A 15,183-nucleotide genomic window follows, 5' to 3' on the forward strand; every position below is an offset into this window, starting at 1 on the left:
CCCGCGCCGCGACCGGCCGTGGTCGATGGGCGGGCCCGACCGCTACTGGTTCGCGCGCCGGACGGCACGCTGGACCAGCACCCGGACGCCCGGGAGGTGGATGGCCCGGATGGCGAGCGCGCGCGCCCACACGTGCGCTCTCGTCGGCGGGGCGTACTGGCTCATCCCCTTCCGCGCCAGGGACTGCCGCTTCCGGACCTCCGCGCGCAGCGACGACTCCCAGCCGCGCAACGCGGCCGGCACGTCGTCGCCGTGGTCGGAGAGGGCGGCGGCGAGGCGGTCGGCGCCGGCCAGTGCCAGACCCGCGCCGCGGCCGGCGAACAGCGTGACGCACCAGGCCGCGTCGCCGAGCAGCACGACCCGGCCCCGGCTCCAGCTCTCCGCCACGATCTGGCTGACCGAGTCGAAGTAGACGAGGTCCGGGTTCGCCCCGAGTTGGCGGAGGACGTCGGGTACCGGGCCGCCCAGGTCACCGAACGCCGACGTCAGTGACTCCGTCGCTCCGCGCGCGAGTTCGCCGTCGACGTCGGGGCAGCGGTAGGTGAAGAACGCCGAGGACCGGCCCGGCCCCAGGTTGATGACGGCGGCGGTGCGGCCGGGGCCGATGAACGTCGCGCTGGTCCGGTCCGGTACCTCCCGCGAGACCCGGTCCAGGGGGAGCGCGCCCACCACGTGCCGCAGGTCCAGCCGGAAGTCGGCCTCGGGGCCGAACACGAGCCGCCGGATGCCGGAGTGCAGGCCGTCGGCGCCGACGAGCAGGTCGGCGTCGACGGTGCCACCGTCGCTCAGGGTCGCCTGGACCCCGTTGGCGTCCTGGTGGACGGCGCGGACGGTGGTGCCGAAGCGGAACTCGGCGGCGCCCTCGGCCGCCGCGTGGAGCGCTGCCTCCAGGTCACCCCGGAACGCGGTGACCGCCCGGCCCCCCAGGGCGCCCTGGGCGAGCGCGGGCGGGACGGTGAACGTGCGGCGTCCATCGGCCCTGATCAGGACCGAGGTGAGGAACCCGAGGTCGCGTGCCCCGAGCGCGGGCAGGATGCCCAGGCGCTCGGCGGCGTCGTACCCGGGGCCGGTCAGGTTCACGAGGTAGCCGCTGCTCCGCCGGGTGGGGGAGCGTTCCACCACGAGGACGTCCCAACCGATGTGGCGCAGCCTGGTCGCGGCGGCCAGTCCCGCGATGCCCGCGCCGACGACGACCGCTCGCCGCCGCGCCGTTCCGGTGAAGTCGAGCGCCATGGCGTACCCCTCCCTTGATGAGCATGTGTTCAAACCTAGTATGAACACATGCTCATCATGGGGTGGTCGGGGGTACCCCCACCTAGACTGGGGCCCGTGCCCAGAGGAGTCGCCATCCCGGAGATCCGCCAGGAACTGTTCGCCGCCGTCGAACGCGTCATCGACCGGGACGGACCGAGCCGGCTCAGCGGGCGCGCCGTCACCACCGAGGCCGGCGTCGCCAGCGGTCTCCTCTACGCCCACTTCGCCGACCTCGACGACTTCCTCGCCGCCTACGCCACCGACCGTTCCTTCCTGATCTCCGCCGGCGCCGCGACGCTCTCCGACCGGGCCGGCACGGGCGAGGTCGCCGGCAACCTGTCCGACGCGCTCACCGCCACACCGTTGACCAGCCTCCGGGCCACCCTCACCCTCCTCGTCGCCCGCCCCGGGCTCGTGGAGCGGGTCCACGCCGTGCTCGGGCCTGGTGGCAGCGGCCTCGACGCCCTCGAAGCGGCCGCCACCAGCTACCTCGCCGCCGAACAACGGCTCGGCCGGCTCGCCCCGCCCGCCGACCCCGACGCGCTCGCCCTCGCCGTGGTCGGGGTGTTCCACCACCTCGCCCTCACGGCCGGCCACCAGCCAGGCATCCACGCCCGCCTCCGCAGCGCCGTCACCGGCCTGCTCGCCCCCGTCACCTCGCCCGCTCCCGCCTGACCCACCCGGGAGCACACGACATGCCCCGCGCTCCCCGGCGCGCGATCGGCGGGGCCAGGGTGGAGGTCGACCGGGCTCTCCGCTGGTCCTGCCGCCACCCGGGTGGTGAGGTGACCCGCCGAGGCTCCCCCGGGTGGCAGCGCGGCACGCCGGGCGGTGGTGCCCGCGACCGGTCAGCCGGTGCCACGCTCCGACGGTCAACCGACCTCGGCGGGCCACCGGTGCGCGCACGGCCGACGGAGCCGGCACCCGCCGGACCGGACCCCGGCCCCGCACCTGGTCCCCACCACCCCCGAGGTCGACCACGGGTACCCCCTGGCCCGGTAGCGAGAGGGGAGCGCGGTCCCCCTCCGCGCGGGCCTTCGCCACCGCTGCCCGCCTCCTGACCGACCTCGCCCCCACCGGTGAGGAACCCCGCGTGTGGGCGCCGAGCGGAGCCGCGCATCGGACCCCGTCGACCCCGGGCGGAACCGCCCACCCCGGCTCCGGGGTGGGCGGTTGGGAACCCCGTGAGCCAGGAGGCGACGGGCGGTGAGGATGCCTACCGGTCAGCTCGGGTGCTCGCGACCGTACAGCTTCCGCGACCAGAGATACCCGCCGAGCGTGATGAGCGCGCACCAGCCGAGCGCGACCCAGCCGTGGTGGCCGACCGGCTGGTCCATCAGCAGGCCGCGCAGCGTCTCGATGATCGGGGTGAACGGCTGGTACTCGGCGAACCAGCGCAGCCCGGTGGGCATCGAGTCGGTGGGGACGAATCCGCTGCTGAGGAAGGGCAGCAGGATCAACGGCATCGGCAGGTTGCTCGCGGTCTCCACGCTCCTGCTGACCTGACCGAGAGCCACCGAGAGCCACACGAGGGCGAAGGTCACCACGGCGAGGAAACCCGTGGTCGCCAGCCAGCCGCCCAGCCCGGCCTCGGGCCGGAAACCGATGAGCAGCGCCACGCCCATCACGATCGCCAGGCTGAGGAAGGCCTGGACCAGGCTCCCCACGACGTGGCCGGTCAGGACCGAGACCCGGGCGATGTGCATGGTGCGGAACCGGGCGATGATCCCCTCGGTCAGGTCCATGGCGATCGAGATGGCGGTGCCCTGCACCGTCGAGGTGATGGTCATCAGGAGGATGGCCGGTACGACGTAGGTGAGGTACTCGGACCGTCCGCCGGGGCCTTCGCTGATCCCGGCGCCCAACGTCCCGCCGAAGACGTACACGAACAGCAGGAGGAACACGATCGGCATCCCGACGAGCAGCAGGGTCGTCGACGGATACCGGAGCATGTGCCGGAGGTTGCGGCGCGACATCGTCGCCGAATCCCGCAACGGGTGGAACCGGAGGGCGGCGGGCGCCGGGCCGGGGAGGGAGGGTGCGGTGACCATCAGGTGCTCACCTTCTCGGTGCCGGGCTGGCCGGTCAGGGCAAGGAAGACGTCGTCGAGGTCGGGGGTGCGCACGGACAGCCCCTCGACCTCGATACTCCGGTCGTCGAGCCTGCCGAGCACTTCCCGCAACGACCGGAGACCGCCGTCGCTGGGCACGCGCAGGGCAAGCGTGCCGTTCTCCCGCGAGGAAGTGCCGAGCGCGCGTTCGGCGTCCTCCAGGCTGGTCGGGTCCGCGAACCGCAGGAGCACGTGGCCCCCGGGGACGAGCCGTTTCAGCTCCTCCGCCGTGCCCTCCGCGACCAGCCTCCCGTGGTGGAGGACGCCGATCCGATCCGCCAGCTCGTCGGCTTCCTCGAGGTACTGGGTGGTGAGGAAGACGGTCACCCCGGTGGACACCAGCTCGCGGACGATCCGCCACATCGCCCGGCGACTCCGGGGATCCAACCCGGTGGTCGGTTCGTCGAGGAAGATCACCTGGGGGTCGCCGACCAGGGTCATCGCGAGGTCGAGCCGCCGCCGCATACCTCCCGAGTAGGTGGACGCCGGGCGCTGAGCGGCGTCGACCAGGTCGAACCGCCGCAGGAGCTCAGCGACGCGCCGCCGGCCGTCACGTCGGGGCAGGTGGTGCAGGTCCGCCATCAGGAGCAGGTTCTCCTCACCGGTGAGGAGGGAGTCCACCGCCGAGAACTGGCCGGTGACGCCGATCGTCGCGCGGACCGCGTCGGGTTCGGTCCTGAGGTCGTGCCCGCGGACCCGTGCGGAGCCGCCGTCGGGAGCGGCCAGGGTGGACAGGATCCTGACGGTGGTGGACTTGCCAGCTCCGTTCGCGCCGAGCAGGGAGTACACCGTCCCGGTGGGGACGGTCAGGTCGAGCCCGGCGAGTACGACGTGCTCGCCGAAGGACTTGCGCAGCCCGGTCACCGAGATCGCCGGTGGGGCGGGTGTGGTGGTCATGCTTCCCCTTCCGTCCTGGGCGGGAGGTGATCAGGCACGGCGGATCGTGATGTCGCCGTGGGAGGTACGCGCCCGGACCTCGACGGTCACTTCGGACTCCTTCGGGCCGGAGGCCTCGTCCAGCAGGTTGCGCACCCGGCCGAACTTGGTGGCCACCTCGAGCCAGGCGGCGGTGCCGGCGGCGATGCCGACCTCGATCCCACCGAGCGCGGTCTCGAGCGTGACGGCGTCGCGGGTCGCCTCACCGACTCGGACACTCCCGTTGGCCGTCCTCGCGGCCAGTCCCGCCTCCGCCCGCTCGACGGAGATCCCGCCGTTCGACGAGCGCAACCGGGCGTGGTCACCGGCCGTGTCGATGCGGATGTCACCGTTGGAGTTCCTGACGACCGAGGTGCCCTCGATCCGGCCGAGGCTCACCTTCCCGGACCCGGTGTGGATCTCGGCGTCCCCTTCGACGTGGGCCACGGTGACGTGACCGTGCGCCGTGTCCACGTGCAGCGGACCGGTGTGTTCGAGGTGGATGTGCCCCGTGGAGGTCTTGAAGCGGGTCGCCGCGAGCCGGCCGACGCAGTTCAGGTCCCCGAGTTGCACCGAGCCGGTCAGGTGGGAACCGGTGGGCAGCTCGACCACCACGTCGACCGACCTGGTCTTCCGGGAGAAGTCGAAGGCCGGGACCTTCGGTCCCTGGACTCGCAGGACACCGCTGGCGTACTCGACGGTGACCTGCTGGGCGGTCCGCACGTCGGAGTCGTCGGACTCGTCGGTCGGGCGCACCTCGACCCGGGTGTCGGTCCGGTCGCTCGCGATGACCCGCACTTCGCTGGTGACGCCGAGTTCCAGCAGGACGGAGATGGGTTCGGGCGTGTCGAATCTGGGCATGGTGATTCCCCGTGAGGTGGTGGTGGAGCGTCCCCCGCGCGGGGGACGTGTGGTGGAGGTGGGTGCGCTCAGCGAACCCAGCCGGTGAAGCCCTGTTTGCCCCGAGTGCCCCGGCCGGTGTGCTCGGAGCGCGGGTCGCGCTCCGGCTGTCGCAGGGCGGCGGTGGCGGCCCGCACCAGCCAGGCGTTGACCGAGCGACCCTCCCGGGCCGCGGCTTCCTCCACCGCGGCCTTCAGTTGTTCGGGCAGCCGGACGTTGATGCGCGTCGTCGGTCCGTCCTCGGGGATGGCGGGCGGGTTCGCCGTCGTCGCGGGTTCGCCAACGGTCGGATCGGCAGACGGTTCGCTGGGGGGTGGGGTCACGACGAAGCTCGGATCGCGTCCGCGCAGGCGCAGTTCCACCGACCCCGGAGCCAGGTCGCGGGTGATCTCGTCCGAGGCCGCGGAGAGGGCGTCCAGCAGTGTCATGCGGATCGCTGACTCGAGTGGACCGGTCAGGCGCTCGACCAGCGCACGCGACTCCTCGCCGCCGGCGTTGGCGAGGGCCGCGAACTCACGGCCCAACTGGCTCACATACCTGGTCAAGTCCATGGCATCATCATGGCACCACTCTGGCTCAGGTGTAAGGCAGGTTGGCGCATGAGTGGCACGCGAGTGGCTCAGCGGCGGAGCTGGCTGGGGAGTACACGCTGGTCAGCGGGCCAGCGGCCGGCGCCGTAGGGTGACACGACACCTGACCGGCCGGATCTCGCCTGGCTGCTCCGGGCCGTGCGGGTCCCGGAACGCGACGCGACATCCCCTCCCCTGGTTGCGGCAACGTCGGTCGGAGGCTGCTCGAACCGGTCCTCGCCCTCGAACCCCACGCACCCCGAAAACCGCTTGCGGGCAGCGAACCGGCGCGAGGACCATGTCGGCGTCCAGAGATCGGGGGCCCCATGTCGAGTACAGGTGACGAGCAGCTGGCCGAGGTGACCGTGGGAGCGGTCCAACCCCACGACGGCACCATCGAGATCGTCGACCCCGACCCCCGGTGGCCCCAGCTGTTCTCGCGGGAGGCCACGCGGATCCGGGAGGCCCTGGGGGACCGGGCACTGGCGGTCGAACACGTGGGATCGACCTCCGTCCCCTCCCTGGCCGCGAAGCCGATCCTCGACATCGTCCTCGCCGTCGCGGACTCCGCCGCCGAGGCGGACTACGTGCCCGACCTGGAAGCGGCCGGGTACGTGCTGCGCATCCGAGAACCCGACTGGTTCCAACACCGCCTGCTGAAGGGAACGGCCCCCGAGGTCAACCTGCACGTCTTCACCGCCGGCTGCCCGGAGATCGACCGGATGACCGCGTTCCGCGACCACCTGCGCGGGAACGCCCGCGACAGGCAGCGCTACGAAGCGGTCAAACGTGACCTCGCGCGACGGACCTGGCGGCACGTCCAGGACTACGCCGACGCCAAGGGGGACATCGTCCAGGAGATCCACCGCGCCATCGCGGGAGGAGGGAGACCGAGCAGGCCAGGAGCCTAGGGTTCACCTCCTCGCCGGGTGCGCCCGTCCTCGCGCCGGTTGGGGTGAGCCCGCCCTCGATCACCCAGGCGCTTCGGGAGGCGAACCGACGACGTTCCTTGGAGGCGAACTGGCGCCGGCTCCGCGTGACCTTGCTCGCGGTGCCTCGCCTCCCTCGAAACCTCTCCCGTGAACCTGCTCCTGACGGCCTCCCCACGAATGCGTGACATGGTGGTCGGACGGACCCGGACCCTGTGCGCGATACCGCCGCGACCAGAGCTGGCGAAGCCGTGCGAACTGGCCGCCGCGAGGGAAGCAACCAGCGCTGGCGATGTCGGGCCCTCGGTCGTCATCCTGGCCGACAGCCGATCTCGGGACCCCTGTCGAGCACGGGCCTTCCTGCGGCCTGGGGATGGGAGAGGCGCGCCCGTTGGAACGGGCTCGCCGCGATGCGTGACGGGAGGACAGCTCGGTGAGCGGGGCCTCATTCGGCGGCCAGGCGGTGGCGAACAACGCGTTCCGAGCGGTGCGCTGGTGCTCCAGGAAACGGTGCCCCGGAACGCTGGCGCCGGTCGTGCGTCACTCGTCCGTGCTGGCGGAGCGGACCGGCTGGCGGAGGATGGTGCGCAGTTTCGCCGGCGCCACCCTCCGAAAGTCACTGAGGTAGATCTCGTGGTGCTTGCCCACCATGCGGAGTTCGTTGTCGGGCACGAACTCGTGGTGCAGCCGGTTGAGCACCGCGGTCTCGTCGTCGAAGGAACCGACGTGCAGGGTCTGGACGCACCGGCCCTCGGACAGCTGTTCCAACCGGACTCCGTCGAGGCGAGCCGGCGGCTTCCTCGTCCCGACCTGCCGCACGGCCGCGGCGAACATGTCCTGGTCGATCCAGTCGGGAACCATGATCATCATCGTCCAGTCCCACCGGGACTTGTCCCGTGAGGACGTGAAGGAGTCGAGGTCCTCGGCCCACCACAGGCCTTCCAGCGGCATGACGACGTAGTCCTGCCCGAGGTCCCGCTTGCTGGCCATCTTCAGCTTGTAGGCGATCGGGTAGAGGGCCTCGACCGCCTCCGAGAACGCCGGCGAGGTGTTCGGGTCCCCGTGGCCGTCGACCATCAGGTACCGCAGATCAGGTACGTCGATGATCCGGAACTGGTCCTGCTTCGCCTGGTAGGCGTCGAGGCTCCTCTTGAAGTCGATCTTGTTCGTCATCGGTCACCCGGACTCGCTCGGCGAGCCACGACCTTTCCGCCTCGAGGAGGCTCAGTGAGTACGAGAAGACCTCCCGCGCCGGGAGCGGGAGGGGGACTGGGGCGGCCTCGGCGGCGCGAATGCCGATGAGGCGCGCCTCCACCTGGGTCAGGCGGCTTCGGAGGGCCTGTGCGTACTCCTCGTCGGAGAGCAGGGGCAGGTTCGCCACTCCGACCAGCAGTGGGTTCGTCGCGGGCTGCAGCTCGGTGACCAGGGCGAGCGCGGTATCCCGCGCGGCCTGGCGACCCTCCCCGGTGGCGTGGAAGACCCGTCGGGACCTCGCGGTCGCGGGGGCGTCCGGCACGTGGACCAGCCCGCGCTTCTCCAGCCTGGTGAGCAGGTAGTAGATCGAGGAGAAGCCGATGTCGGTCCACTGGCGGATGCCGCGCTGCTCGATGACCCGTTCCAGGTCGTAGCCGTGCTGAGGTCGTTCGATGACCAGGCCCAGCACTGTCAGCTCCGCTGGTGTGAGCTCCATGGCGCTATTCTAGTACTAGAATGAGCGGATCCGTGACCGTGAGGCCTCTGGCGAGGCGTGCGCACTGCGGGGCCGAGCAGGCGGAGAGATCAGCGAGACGGCGGGCGGCCTGCGGCAGGCGGTCGTCAGTGGTGGTGTTCGGCGGGCGCCGTCGAGTGTGGTCTGTCCCTCGGGAGATCCGGGGAACCCGCCGGGGCCGAGCCGGCGAGGAGCCGTAATGCGTGGGCCGAGCTGGACCCGGGCTCCGTGTCGTAGACCAGCAGGGTCTGGTCCGGGTCGTCGCCCGGTGCGAACGCCTGGTAGGTGATCGTGAGGTCTCCGACCACCGGGTGGTGGTACCGCTTCGTGCCGATGCCGCGCTCGTGCACCCGGTTGCGTGCCCAGAGGCTCCTGAACTCCGGGCTGCGGATCGACAGATGACCGACGAGCTGACCCAACTCGGGGTCCTCGGGATGCCTTCCGGCGTCCATCCGGAGCATGGCCGCCGTGTCGGCGGCGACCCGGGGCCAGTCCACGTAGAGCTCCCGAGCGTGCGGATCGAGGAACACGAAACGTGCCTGGTTCCGTTCGGGAGCGGGCATCTCGGCGAAGTCCGCGATGAGGAGCGCGGCGAGCCGGTTCTGCCCGAGGACGTCCAGCCGACGGCCCAGGACGAACGCCGGTCGGAGCACCGCCTCCAGGTCGTCCAGCAGTGCCCGCGTCGCGGGGTGCAACCGCTGCCTCGGCCAGGCACGCCGGCGGCGCGCCGGCACCGGTCGCGCGATGGTGTGCAGGTGCGCGCGCTCGGCCTCGTCAAGACACAGGGCATCGGCGAGGGCATCGAGCACTTGCGGGGAGGCGCTCCTGCTCCGGCCCTGCTCGAGACGCGTGTAGTAGTCGACGCTGACGCCGGCCAGCATCGCGAGCTCCTCGCGTCGCAGTCCCTCGACCCGCCGCCGGCCCGCACCTCGGATGCCGGCCTGTTCCGGTGAGAGCCGAGCGCGCGCCGCGCGCAGGTAGTCGGCTAGGCGCGGCTCGAGGTGGTGGGGCACAGCTCGAGTGTCCCAAGCCCTCCGCCGGCCGCAAGGGAGGAAGGGGGCCCAGACTGTCCCAGGAAACGGCGGGCCTTCGCCGAAGCTCGCCTCCGCACCGACCATGAACCAGGAGCGGCCGCGCGGCGCGGAACCCCCGTCGAAAGGAAGCACTGACATGTCTGTTTGGTTGATCACCGGTGCTGGCCGGGGCCTCGGTCTCGAGATCGCCCGGGTCGCTCTCTCCTCGGGTGAGCATGTCGCGCTGGCCGCGCGGCGCCCCGAGAACTTGCCCGAGGATGTCCGTCACCACCCGAACGCGTTGCTGGTGCGCCTCGACGTGACCGACGAGGCGCGGACCAGCGCGGCCGTGGCCGAGGTCATCGACCGGTTCGGCTCGGTCGACGTGCTCGTCAACAACGCCGGCCGCGGCCTGCTCGGCGCGCTCGAGGAGATCACCGACGCCGAGGCACGCGCGCTGTTCGACGTGAACGTCTTCGGCCTCATCAACACCACTCGTGCCGTGCTGCCGAGCATGCGTGCGGCAGGCAGGGGCAAGCTCGTCCACATCGGGTCCCGGTCCGGCTTCGAGGGCGAGCCGGGCGTCAGCATCTACTCCGCCTCCAAGTTCGCGGTCGCCGGGATCAGCGAAGCCCTCGCGGCCGAGCTCGCGCCCTTCGGTATCCAAAGCATGGTCGTCGAGCCCGGCGTGTTCCGCACCGACTTCCTCGATGCTTCCTCGGTACAGCTGCCAGGAAGCCGCATCACCGACTACGACGACACCCCGGCCCACGTCACCCTCGACTGGGCGGAGGAGGCGAACCACAAGCAGCTCGGGGACCCGGTCAAGGGTGCCGCTTTCATCTACCGGGTCGCCTCCGGCGACAAGCTCCCCCTGCACCTGCCCGTTGGCCAGGACGCACTGGACCGCCGCTGCGCCATGACCGAACGCATCGAACGCGAGACCGCTCCCTGGCGCGAAGCCTCGGCTGCCACCGCGCACACGGACAGCGGCTGACCCCACGAGGGGCCCCTTCGAACCGCGTCCAGGTCCGCTCGTCCACGACCGGAGACGAGAGCCGCCGCGCTCTTCGTCCGCCGAGCGGTGTCGACGCCCTGATGCGAGGGAGGGCCTTCGAGCATGAGCCGGCCAACCGCCTGCCGTTCGCCGCCCGCCCTTTCCGGAGCCCCTCCGGAGAGGGCCCGCACCTGCCAGGAGCCACCACGCTGCTCGACGCGGCCCCGGGGTCGGGCACGTTACGCGGACGAGTCGAGGCCATGAGCGCACCCAAGGTGGCACCCATGGATCAACTTCGTTGACCCCTGTTCAGCTGTTCTCCCAGGTCACGGGTGGTGGGGCAGGTGGGGCTCGAACCCACGGCCAAGGGATTATGAGTCCCCTGCGCGGCATCGCTGCACAGCGCAGGTCGGGGAGGCGTTGAGCGCGCGGCCCCTCGCCCTGAAGGCTCCCCTGGGAGCACGTTCATGGACAAGTGGCATGGACAGGTGCCCGCACCGGCCCTCCCGACCCGGCGACCACGCCGAAGGGGAAGCTCCCGCCTCACACGAAGATCCAGCTTCTGCGCGGACGTGAGCAGCCTGACTGATCCGAGTCGCGCCGCGCCCTTCCTCGCTTCCTCGGACTCCCGTTGTGCGTCTTGGTAGTAGCCATCGTCGTGGTACGCCTGAGCGAGATTGATCGAGATCGAGACGTACGCCCGCTGGAAAGTCCGGTCCATGCCTGCTCTCGTGCTGCTGAGGAGGTCCAGGGATACGTGTTGGCTCTGGTAGCTCAGGGCGGATATGCGCCAGCGAATCAGGTGGGATCGATCATAGACGATGAACGGCGTCTCGGCTTGATTTCGTTCTTCGGGTAGCAGGCTCTCCGCGCGGTCGAAAGTCCTGATGCTCGAATCGGTTTCTCCCTTCTTGGCCAGCGCCTCTCCGTGTGCTGCGGCGAGCCAGGAGGCCAGCAACGGAGGGGTCCTGGTGGCGGCGAGATGGCATGCGGATGCCGTCATCTCGGTAGCCAGATCGATGTCTCCCGTGTCCAGGAGCACGACCGCTTGGCTGGCCTGAGCAAAGGACTCCAATGACCGGTCCTCCGCGTCGCGGGATACGGCACGAGCTCGGTTGTAGTGGTCCCACGCCTCGCGTATGTCTCCCTGGTCGAGTGACTGCCAGGCCGCGAGGGTCAGTGCGTCTACCAGAATCCGTGAAAGCTGTCGTCGTTTCCTGCTGTTGAAAAGGTCCCTCAGTAGTGCTTCCAGGTGGCTGATCTGTATTCGCAATTCGGGTAGGAGGAAGGACGCTCCGAACTGACGGTCGAGGGTGCGGGTGATCTCCAGTCGTTGGCGGAGTAGTGCAAGCGACGTGTCGTCAAGGCTTCGGGCGCGGGCGAGGCGCGCTCGGAGTTCCTCGGCGGCTTCCTCGTGGTTCGCCTCGTGTCGCACCGGCTCGTGCGCTGGGCTGAGGAGTTCGTCCACGGATCGTTCGAAGAGTGCCTCCAGCAGGCGACGGGTGGAGGGGCGGAGCGGTCCCAGGGGGCTTCCGTCGGCCCTGCGTCCACTGGACAGGCGCTGGACGTGGCGGACGCTCAGTGTGGCGTTGATGCCGTGTTCCCGGGCGAAGCGTTCGGCTTCCTCGCTGAACTCCTCCGCCGTCTGCCCGCGCTGGCGGATCAGCTCACCCATGACGGTTCGACCCGTGCCGGTGATTCGGTCCATCGCGCTGCCTGCCTTTCCGGGTCAGGGGATCAGCGCTGAACAGCATAGGTCGTCAGAGGGCGCGAAAGGTCGCAACCAGGTCGTTTCCTGTCGAAGTAGTGTGATCAACGCTGACTTCTGCTGTTGCTCGTACTTGTGACAGGAGGAGTCGGGGTGTCAGGAGACGAGACCGCTGCCCGCAGAGTGGAGCGGTTGTGGACAACATGGGTGACTTGCCTCTCGGACGGTCTGGACCACGCCGTCACCGACCAGGAGTACGCCCAGGGGCGGCAGGCCGGGAGCTACACGGCCGTCTGCGGGGTCACGCTGCTTGCCGCCCCTCTGATCAGCCCACCGCTGCCGTTGTGCGGCCGGTGCCTGAACACCGTCCGAGCCGCCCGGTCTGCGGCTCGACCGCCGAGTCCTCCGCGACGGGGGCCGCTCGGCTGGCTGCGGGGCTGGACGCGGGGCGGCGGTCGCCGTGGCTGACCCGATCCTGCTCATCGTTCGGCTGCTACCAGGTCTGGTGGGGGAAACACGTCGAACCTGTCATCTGATCCCCATCTACCGGCATGTCCCACTACCCCGGGCACTGACCGCCTACTGCGGGCACCGGTTCGACGTGGACACGGTGGAGCCCTTGTGGCGGATCACCGGGATGCCGTGCAACGCCTGCCTGGCCCGCAGCCCTGGCCCGAACCTCGAACTGGGTGGCTCGCGGTGATCCGGCGGTGGTTGCGGTGGCTCCGGCGGGCGGGCCGGCATCGGGGTGATCGCAGGTCGGTCAGCGTGCCGGAACTCGTCTCGCGGGCGACCGCGTCCGGGGCGGCGGTCCGGTTGGCGTGGAAGGCCGAGGAGGTGGACAGCGCGGGGTTGGTGCGGCCCTACGCGCAGAACCAGATCGCCACCGCGATCCTGCCCGTGTTGACGGGTGTGACGGACTCCGAACACGGCACTCACCCTTGGCGGAAGGACTGAGAACGCGCGATCAGACAGACGTCCGTTGGACCCGTCACACCCGTCACAGCGCGGGGAGACGCTGGTCAGCGCGGTGGGCGGCCCGTCACACCCTGTCTCGGTGTGACGGGCCGCCCTGTGACGCCGTGACACCTCCCAGGTTTCATCCCGTCCCCTGCCCCGTGGCGGAGGACGGGGTGGTTCGGGCGGTCGCGGCGGCCGCTCGGATGTCGCTGATCCGGTAGCCGCGCACCTGCCGGTTCCCGTGGGCGGTGGCTACCCGGTACCGGGTGGGGCGGCAGCCCGAGTCCCGCAACTGCTGGGCGAAGCGGACGGGGTTGACGCGCAGGGCGTCGACGAGTTCGGCGGTGGCGACGAACTCCCGGTCCTCCGGAGAGTTGTCGAGGTAGGCCAGCACGGCGGACAACGGTTCCGGAGGAGCCGTTGAGCCTGTGTCCCCAGACCGTGCGGGCGTTCCTGCGGGAGCGGTGGTCGGGCGTGCGCCGGTGGCGTGTCCCGTCAAGGTGCCGAGCTTCTCCCGCACGACCCGGCCCCGCCGGCAGAGCATCCGCCAGTCCTCGTCAGCGAGGTAGTAGGTTCGCACGGTCGTCGCGACAGCCTCGCCGCTCTCGGTCTCCTCCGCGTCGGGGCGGAGGATGCCCACCCCCTTGTGTCCGGGCAACAGCCGGCTGCTGTCGTAGCCCCGGGAGTGCATCTGGTCTCCCAGCACGATGTTGCTGTCCCGCCAGTCCATGACCCGCAGCGCGAAGCGGGAACCCAACACCGCGCGCAGGCCGGAGGGGATGGTGCGGGTGTCCGGACGCTGGGTCGTCAGCACCAGCACGACGCCGGCTGCCGGCCCCTTCCTCGCCAGCCAGGTCAGCAGCTCGGCCACGTGCTCCCCGGTGGTGGTGGCGCGGTCCCGCACCGCGAGCGGTTCCCGGTGTTCGAGGGGCACGTGCACCTCGTCGATCAGGACGACGCTCACCGGCATCGCCAGTGCCGGGTCTCGGCTCAGTTCCCGGGTCACCTTCGACTCCGGACACCGGTCGTCGGGAAGCTGCCGCATCCGCCGGTAGCGGTCCTGGACATCACGCACGAGTTCCTCAAGCCAGCCGATCAGGTCGTGGACGTCGCTGTGGTCGTCACCGGAGAGGAACCGGTGAGCCAGGGTCGCGGCGGCGTCCCAGTCCTTGCCCGCCTTGAAGTCGGCGACGTAGAGGCGGGCGTGCGGATCGAGGATCGCGCCGGACACCGCGACTCGCGCCGCGAAGGTCTTCCCCTGTCGAGGGAGCGCACCGATCAGCAGCGAGGTCCACACCAACGGGAGATCCACCTGCCGCTGGCGCGCGTCCACCCCGAAGGGCACCGGGTGCCACACGTCCCACTGGGCCACCGCGAGAACGGGCGTCCCGGTGGCTGGCCCTGCGTAGGGGTCGCGATCGGCCACCCACAGCGCCACTCGGCCGGCGTGCCCAGCCTCGCCCCGAACGCGTTCGACCACGAGTTGGGTCTCGTCCACGGCCAGCGCGGACGCCAACGCCTCCCGGTGGTGCAGCACGTCGGTGGCCTTGCGGGTGGCGGGAAGGTCGATGGTCACCGCCCACCCGGCGCCGCTCCGCCGCATCCGGTGCACCACCTGGAGCATCTCGTCTCGGCCGAGGAGCTTGGCGTCCCGGAACGCCGCCGCCAGCGGCCCGGGGTCCCAGGTCCACGCCAGGCCCCGCCGGCCAGCCAACACCGTCGCGCGCCCCGGCTGTCCCTCGCGACGTCGACCCCACCACGCCAGGGTCGCCGCGCACCCCACCGCGGCCACCCACGACCCGGTGGCTCCCCACAGCAGGTCCACGACCACGGCGGCGGCGGGGAGCAGTGCCAGGACGGTGAGGGTGATCCGCCAGCGCAGCAGCGACAGTTCCCGGATGTCGCGGTACTTCTCCGCCAGCTTGTCCGCCTGCTCGGCCGCACGGCGGTAGTCGCGGACGCCAACCCAGGCTCGCCAGGCCCGCAGTCCGGCCAGCGCTCCCCGCCCCACCGCGCGGAGGAACCGCAGGGGTAGGGACACCAGCACGCCCAGGAGGTCGACGACGACCCGGCCGGCTCTCGGTGGGGTGGGGGTGGCGGGTGGCCGCCGTGTGGCGACC

The 15,183-nt window shown here is 71.0% G+C and carries 15 protein-coding genes, 1 tRNA gene and 1 pseudogene; 6 read left to right on the top strand and 11 right to left on the bottom strand.

All coding sequences use genetic code 11. The annotated features are described in order from the left end of the window. Positions 1–42: 42 nt before the first annotated feature. Positions 43–1,233, bottom strand: coding sequence for an FAD-dependent monooxygenase (locus ACTIDRAF_RS0211030; RefSeq protein WP_016698796.1), 1,191 nt, complete (start codon positions 1,231–1,233; stop codon positions 43–45). 96 nt (positions 1,234–1,329) lie between these two features. Between ACTIDRAF_RS0211030 and ACTIDRAF_RS0211035 the strand changes: the two genes are divergently transcribed. Next, complete coding sequence (locus ACTIDRAF_RS0211035) at positions 1,330–1,929, top strand: TetR/AcrR family transcriptional regulator (protein ID WP_016698797.1); 600 nt, start codon at positions 1,330–1,332, stop codon at positions 1,927–1,929. A gap of 548 nt (positions 1,930–2,477) precedes the next feature. Here the strand turns inward: ACTIDRAF_RS0211035 and ACTIDRAF_RS0211045 are convergent. The 4 genes from ACTIDRAF_RS0211045 to ACTIDRAF_RS0211060 all read right to left on the bottom strand — a co-directional run bounded on the left by ACTIDRAF_RS0211045 (position 2,478) and on the right by ACTIDRAF_RS0211060 (position 5,730). Continuing rightward, positions 2,478–3,305, bottom strand: coding sequence for an ABC transporter permease (locus tag ACTIDRAF_RS0211045; RefSeq protein WP_016698799.1), 828 nt, complete (start codon positions 3,303–3,305; stop codon positions 2,478–2,480). Further along, on the bottom strand, positions 3,305–4,261 hold the full coding sequence (locus ACTIDRAF_RS0211050) for a daunorubicin resistance protein DrrA family ABC transporter ATP-binding protein (RefSeq protein ID WP_016698800.1): 957 nt from the start codon (positions 4,259–4,261) through the stop codon (positions 3,305–3,307). The genes ACTIDRAF_RS0211045 and ACTIDRAF_RS0211050 overlap by 1 nt, the downstream gene beginning before the upstream one ends. Before the next feature lie 30 nt (positions 4,262–4,291). Further along, complete coding sequence (locus ACTIDRAF_RS0211055) at positions 4,292–5,140, bottom strand: DUF4097 family beta strand repeat-containing protein (protein ID WP_016698801.1); 849 nt, start codon at positions 5,138–5,140, stop codon at positions 4,292–4,294. A gap of 68 nt (positions 5,141–5,208) precedes the next feature. Continuing rightward, on the bottom strand, positions 5,209–5,730 hold the full coding sequence (locus ACTIDRAF_RS0211060) for a YlcI/YnfO family protein (RefSeq protein ID WP_026065988.1): 522 nt from the start codon (positions 5,728–5,730) through the stop codon (positions 5,209–5,211). A gap of 344 nt (positions 5,731–6,074) precedes the next feature. Between ACTIDRAF_RS0211060 and ACTIDRAF_RS0211065 the strand changes: the two genes are divergently transcribed. After that, positions 6,075–6,659: a GrpB family protein gene (locus ACTIDRAF_RS0211065; protein ID WP_016698803.1), complete on the top strand. Its 585-nt coding sequence runs from the start codon at positions 6,075–6,077 to the stop codon at positions 6,657–6,659. 558 nt (positions 6,660–7,217) lie between these two features. On the opposite strand, the gene ACTIDRAF_RS0211070 is transcribed toward ACTIDRAF_RS0211065, so the two are convergent. From ACTIDRAF_RS0211070 to ACTIDRAF_RS0211080, 3 genes are all read right to left on the bottom strand, one after another. Next, the gene (locus ACTIDRAF_RS0211070) at positions 7,218–7,850 is read right to left on the bottom strand and encodes a GyrI-like domain-containing protein (RefSeq protein WP_026065989.1); all 633 of its coding nucleotides are present in this window, start codon (positions 7,848–7,850) and stop codon (positions 7,218–7,220) included. Beyond that, positions 7,768–8,367, bottom strand: a complete 600-nt coding sequence (locus ACTIDRAF_RS28305; protein ID WP_052168779.1) for a PadR family transcriptional regulator — start codon at positions 8,365–8,367, stop codon at positions 7,768–7,770. The genes ACTIDRAF_RS0211070 and ACTIDRAF_RS28305 overlap by 83 nt, the downstream gene beginning before the upstream one ends. 125 nt (positions 8,368–8,492) lie before the next feature. Continuing rightward, positions 8,493–9,398, bottom strand: a complete 906-nt coding sequence (locus ACTIDRAF_RS0211080; RefSeq protein ID WP_016698806.1) for a helix-turn-helix transcriptional regulator — start codon at positions 9,396–9,398, stop codon at positions 8,493–8,495. 157 nt (positions 9,399–9,555) lie between these two features. Between ACTIDRAF_RS0211080 and ACTIDRAF_RS0211085 the strand changes: the two genes are divergently transcribed. Next, entirely contained in the window at positions 9,556–10,395 is an 840-nt protein-coding gene (locus ACTIDRAF_RS0211085; protein WP_026065990.1) for an SDR family oxidoreductase, read from the top strand. Between the two features lie 333 nt (positions 10,396–10,728). On the opposite strand, the gene ACTIDRAF_RS33760 is transcribed toward ACTIDRAF_RS0211085, so the two are convergent. Beyond that, a tRNA-Ile gene (locus ACTIDRAF_RS33760) sits at positions 10,729–10,831 on the bottom strand. Between the two features lie 114 nt (positions 10,832–10,945). After that, positions 10,946–12,103: pseudogene (locus tag ACTIDRAF_RS35660) on the bottom strand (hypothetical protein); the annotation flags it as partial. Positions 12,104–12,256: 153 nt separating this feature from the next. Here ACTIDRAF_RS35660 and ACTIDRAF_RS33765 point away from each other — a divergent pair. From ACTIDRAF_RS33765 to ACTIDRAF_RS0211095, 3 genes are all read left to right on the top strand, one after another. Continuing rightward, positions 12,257–12,571, top strand: coding sequence for a hypothetical protein (locus ACTIDRAF_RS33765; protein WP_157162977.1), 315 nt, complete (start codon positions 12,257–12,259; stop codon positions 12,569–12,571). Next, positions 12,564–12,806, top strand: a complete 243-nt coding sequence (locus ACTIDRAF_RS32770) for a hypothetical protein (RefSeq protein ID WP_245533498.1) — start codon at positions 12,564–12,566, stop codon at positions 12,804–12,806. Before ACTIDRAF_RS33765 ends, ACTIDRAF_RS32770 begins: the two co-directional genes overlap by 8 nt. Positions 12,807–12,871: 65 nt before the next feature. Beyond that, on the top strand, positions 12,872–13,060 hold the full coding sequence (locus tag ACTIDRAF_RS0211095; RefSeq protein ID WP_157162978.1) for a hypothetical protein: 189 nt from the start codon (positions 12,872–12,874) through the stop codon (positions 13,058–13,060). A 142-nt stretch (positions 13,061–13,202) separates the two neighbouring features. Here the strand turns inward: ACTIDRAF_RS0211095 and ACTIDRAF_RS28315 are convergent. After that, the coding region (locus ACTIDRAF_RS28315) for an FtsK/SpoIIIE domain-containing protein (protein WP_016698810.1) at positions 13,203–15,183 on the bottom strand (1,981 nt) is incomplete at its 5' end.

The organism is Actinoalloteichus spitiensis RMV-1378 (genome assembly GCF_000239155.1).
In the GTDB taxonomy this organism is placed as follows: Bacteria; Actinomycetota; Actinomycetes; order Mycobacteriales; family Pseudonocardiaceae; genus Actinoalloteichus_B; species Actinoalloteichus_B spitiensis.

Bases quoted from the DNA above. Each gene is read 5' to 3' on its own strand.
- ACTIDRAF_RS0211030 (WP_016698796.1), bottom strand. From the start codon at position 1,233: ATGGCGCTCGACTTCACCGGAACGGCGCGGCGGCGAGCGGTCGTCGTC.
- ACTIDRAF_RS0211045 (WP_016698799.1), bottom strand. From the start codon at position 3,305: ATGGTCACCGCACCCTCCCTCCCCGGCCCGGCGCCCGCCGCCCTCCGG.
- ACTIDRAF_RS0211050 (WP_016698800.1), bottom strand. From the start codon at position 4,261: ATGACCACCACACCCGCCCCACCGGCGATCTCGGTGACCGGGCTGCGC.
- ACTIDRAF_RS0211055 (WP_016698801.1), bottom strand. From the start codon at position 5,140: ATGCCCAGATTCGACACGCCCGAACCCATCTCCGTCCTGCTGGAACTC.
- ACTIDRAF_RS0211060 (WP_026065988.1), bottom strand. From the start codon at position 5,730: ATGGACTTGACCAGGTATGTGAGCCAGTTGGGCCGTGAGTTCGCGGCC.
- ACTIDRAF_RS0211065 (WP_016698803.1), top strand. From the start codon at position 6,075: ATGTCGAGTACAGGTGACGAGCAGCTGGCCGAGGTGACCGTGGGAGCG.
- ACTIDRAF_RS0211070 (WP_026065989.1), bottom strand. From the start codon at position 7,850: ATGACGAACAAGATCGACTTCAAGAGGAGCCTCGACGCCTACCAGGCG.
- ACTIDRAF_RS28305 (WP_052168779.1), bottom strand. From the start codon at position 8,367: ATGGAGCTCACACCAGCGGAGCTGACAGTGCTGGGCCTGGTCATCGAA.
- ACTIDRAF_RS0211085 (WP_026065990.1), top strand. From the start codon at position 9,556: ATGTCTGTTTGGTTGATCACCGGTGCTGGCCGGGGCCTCGGTCTCGAG.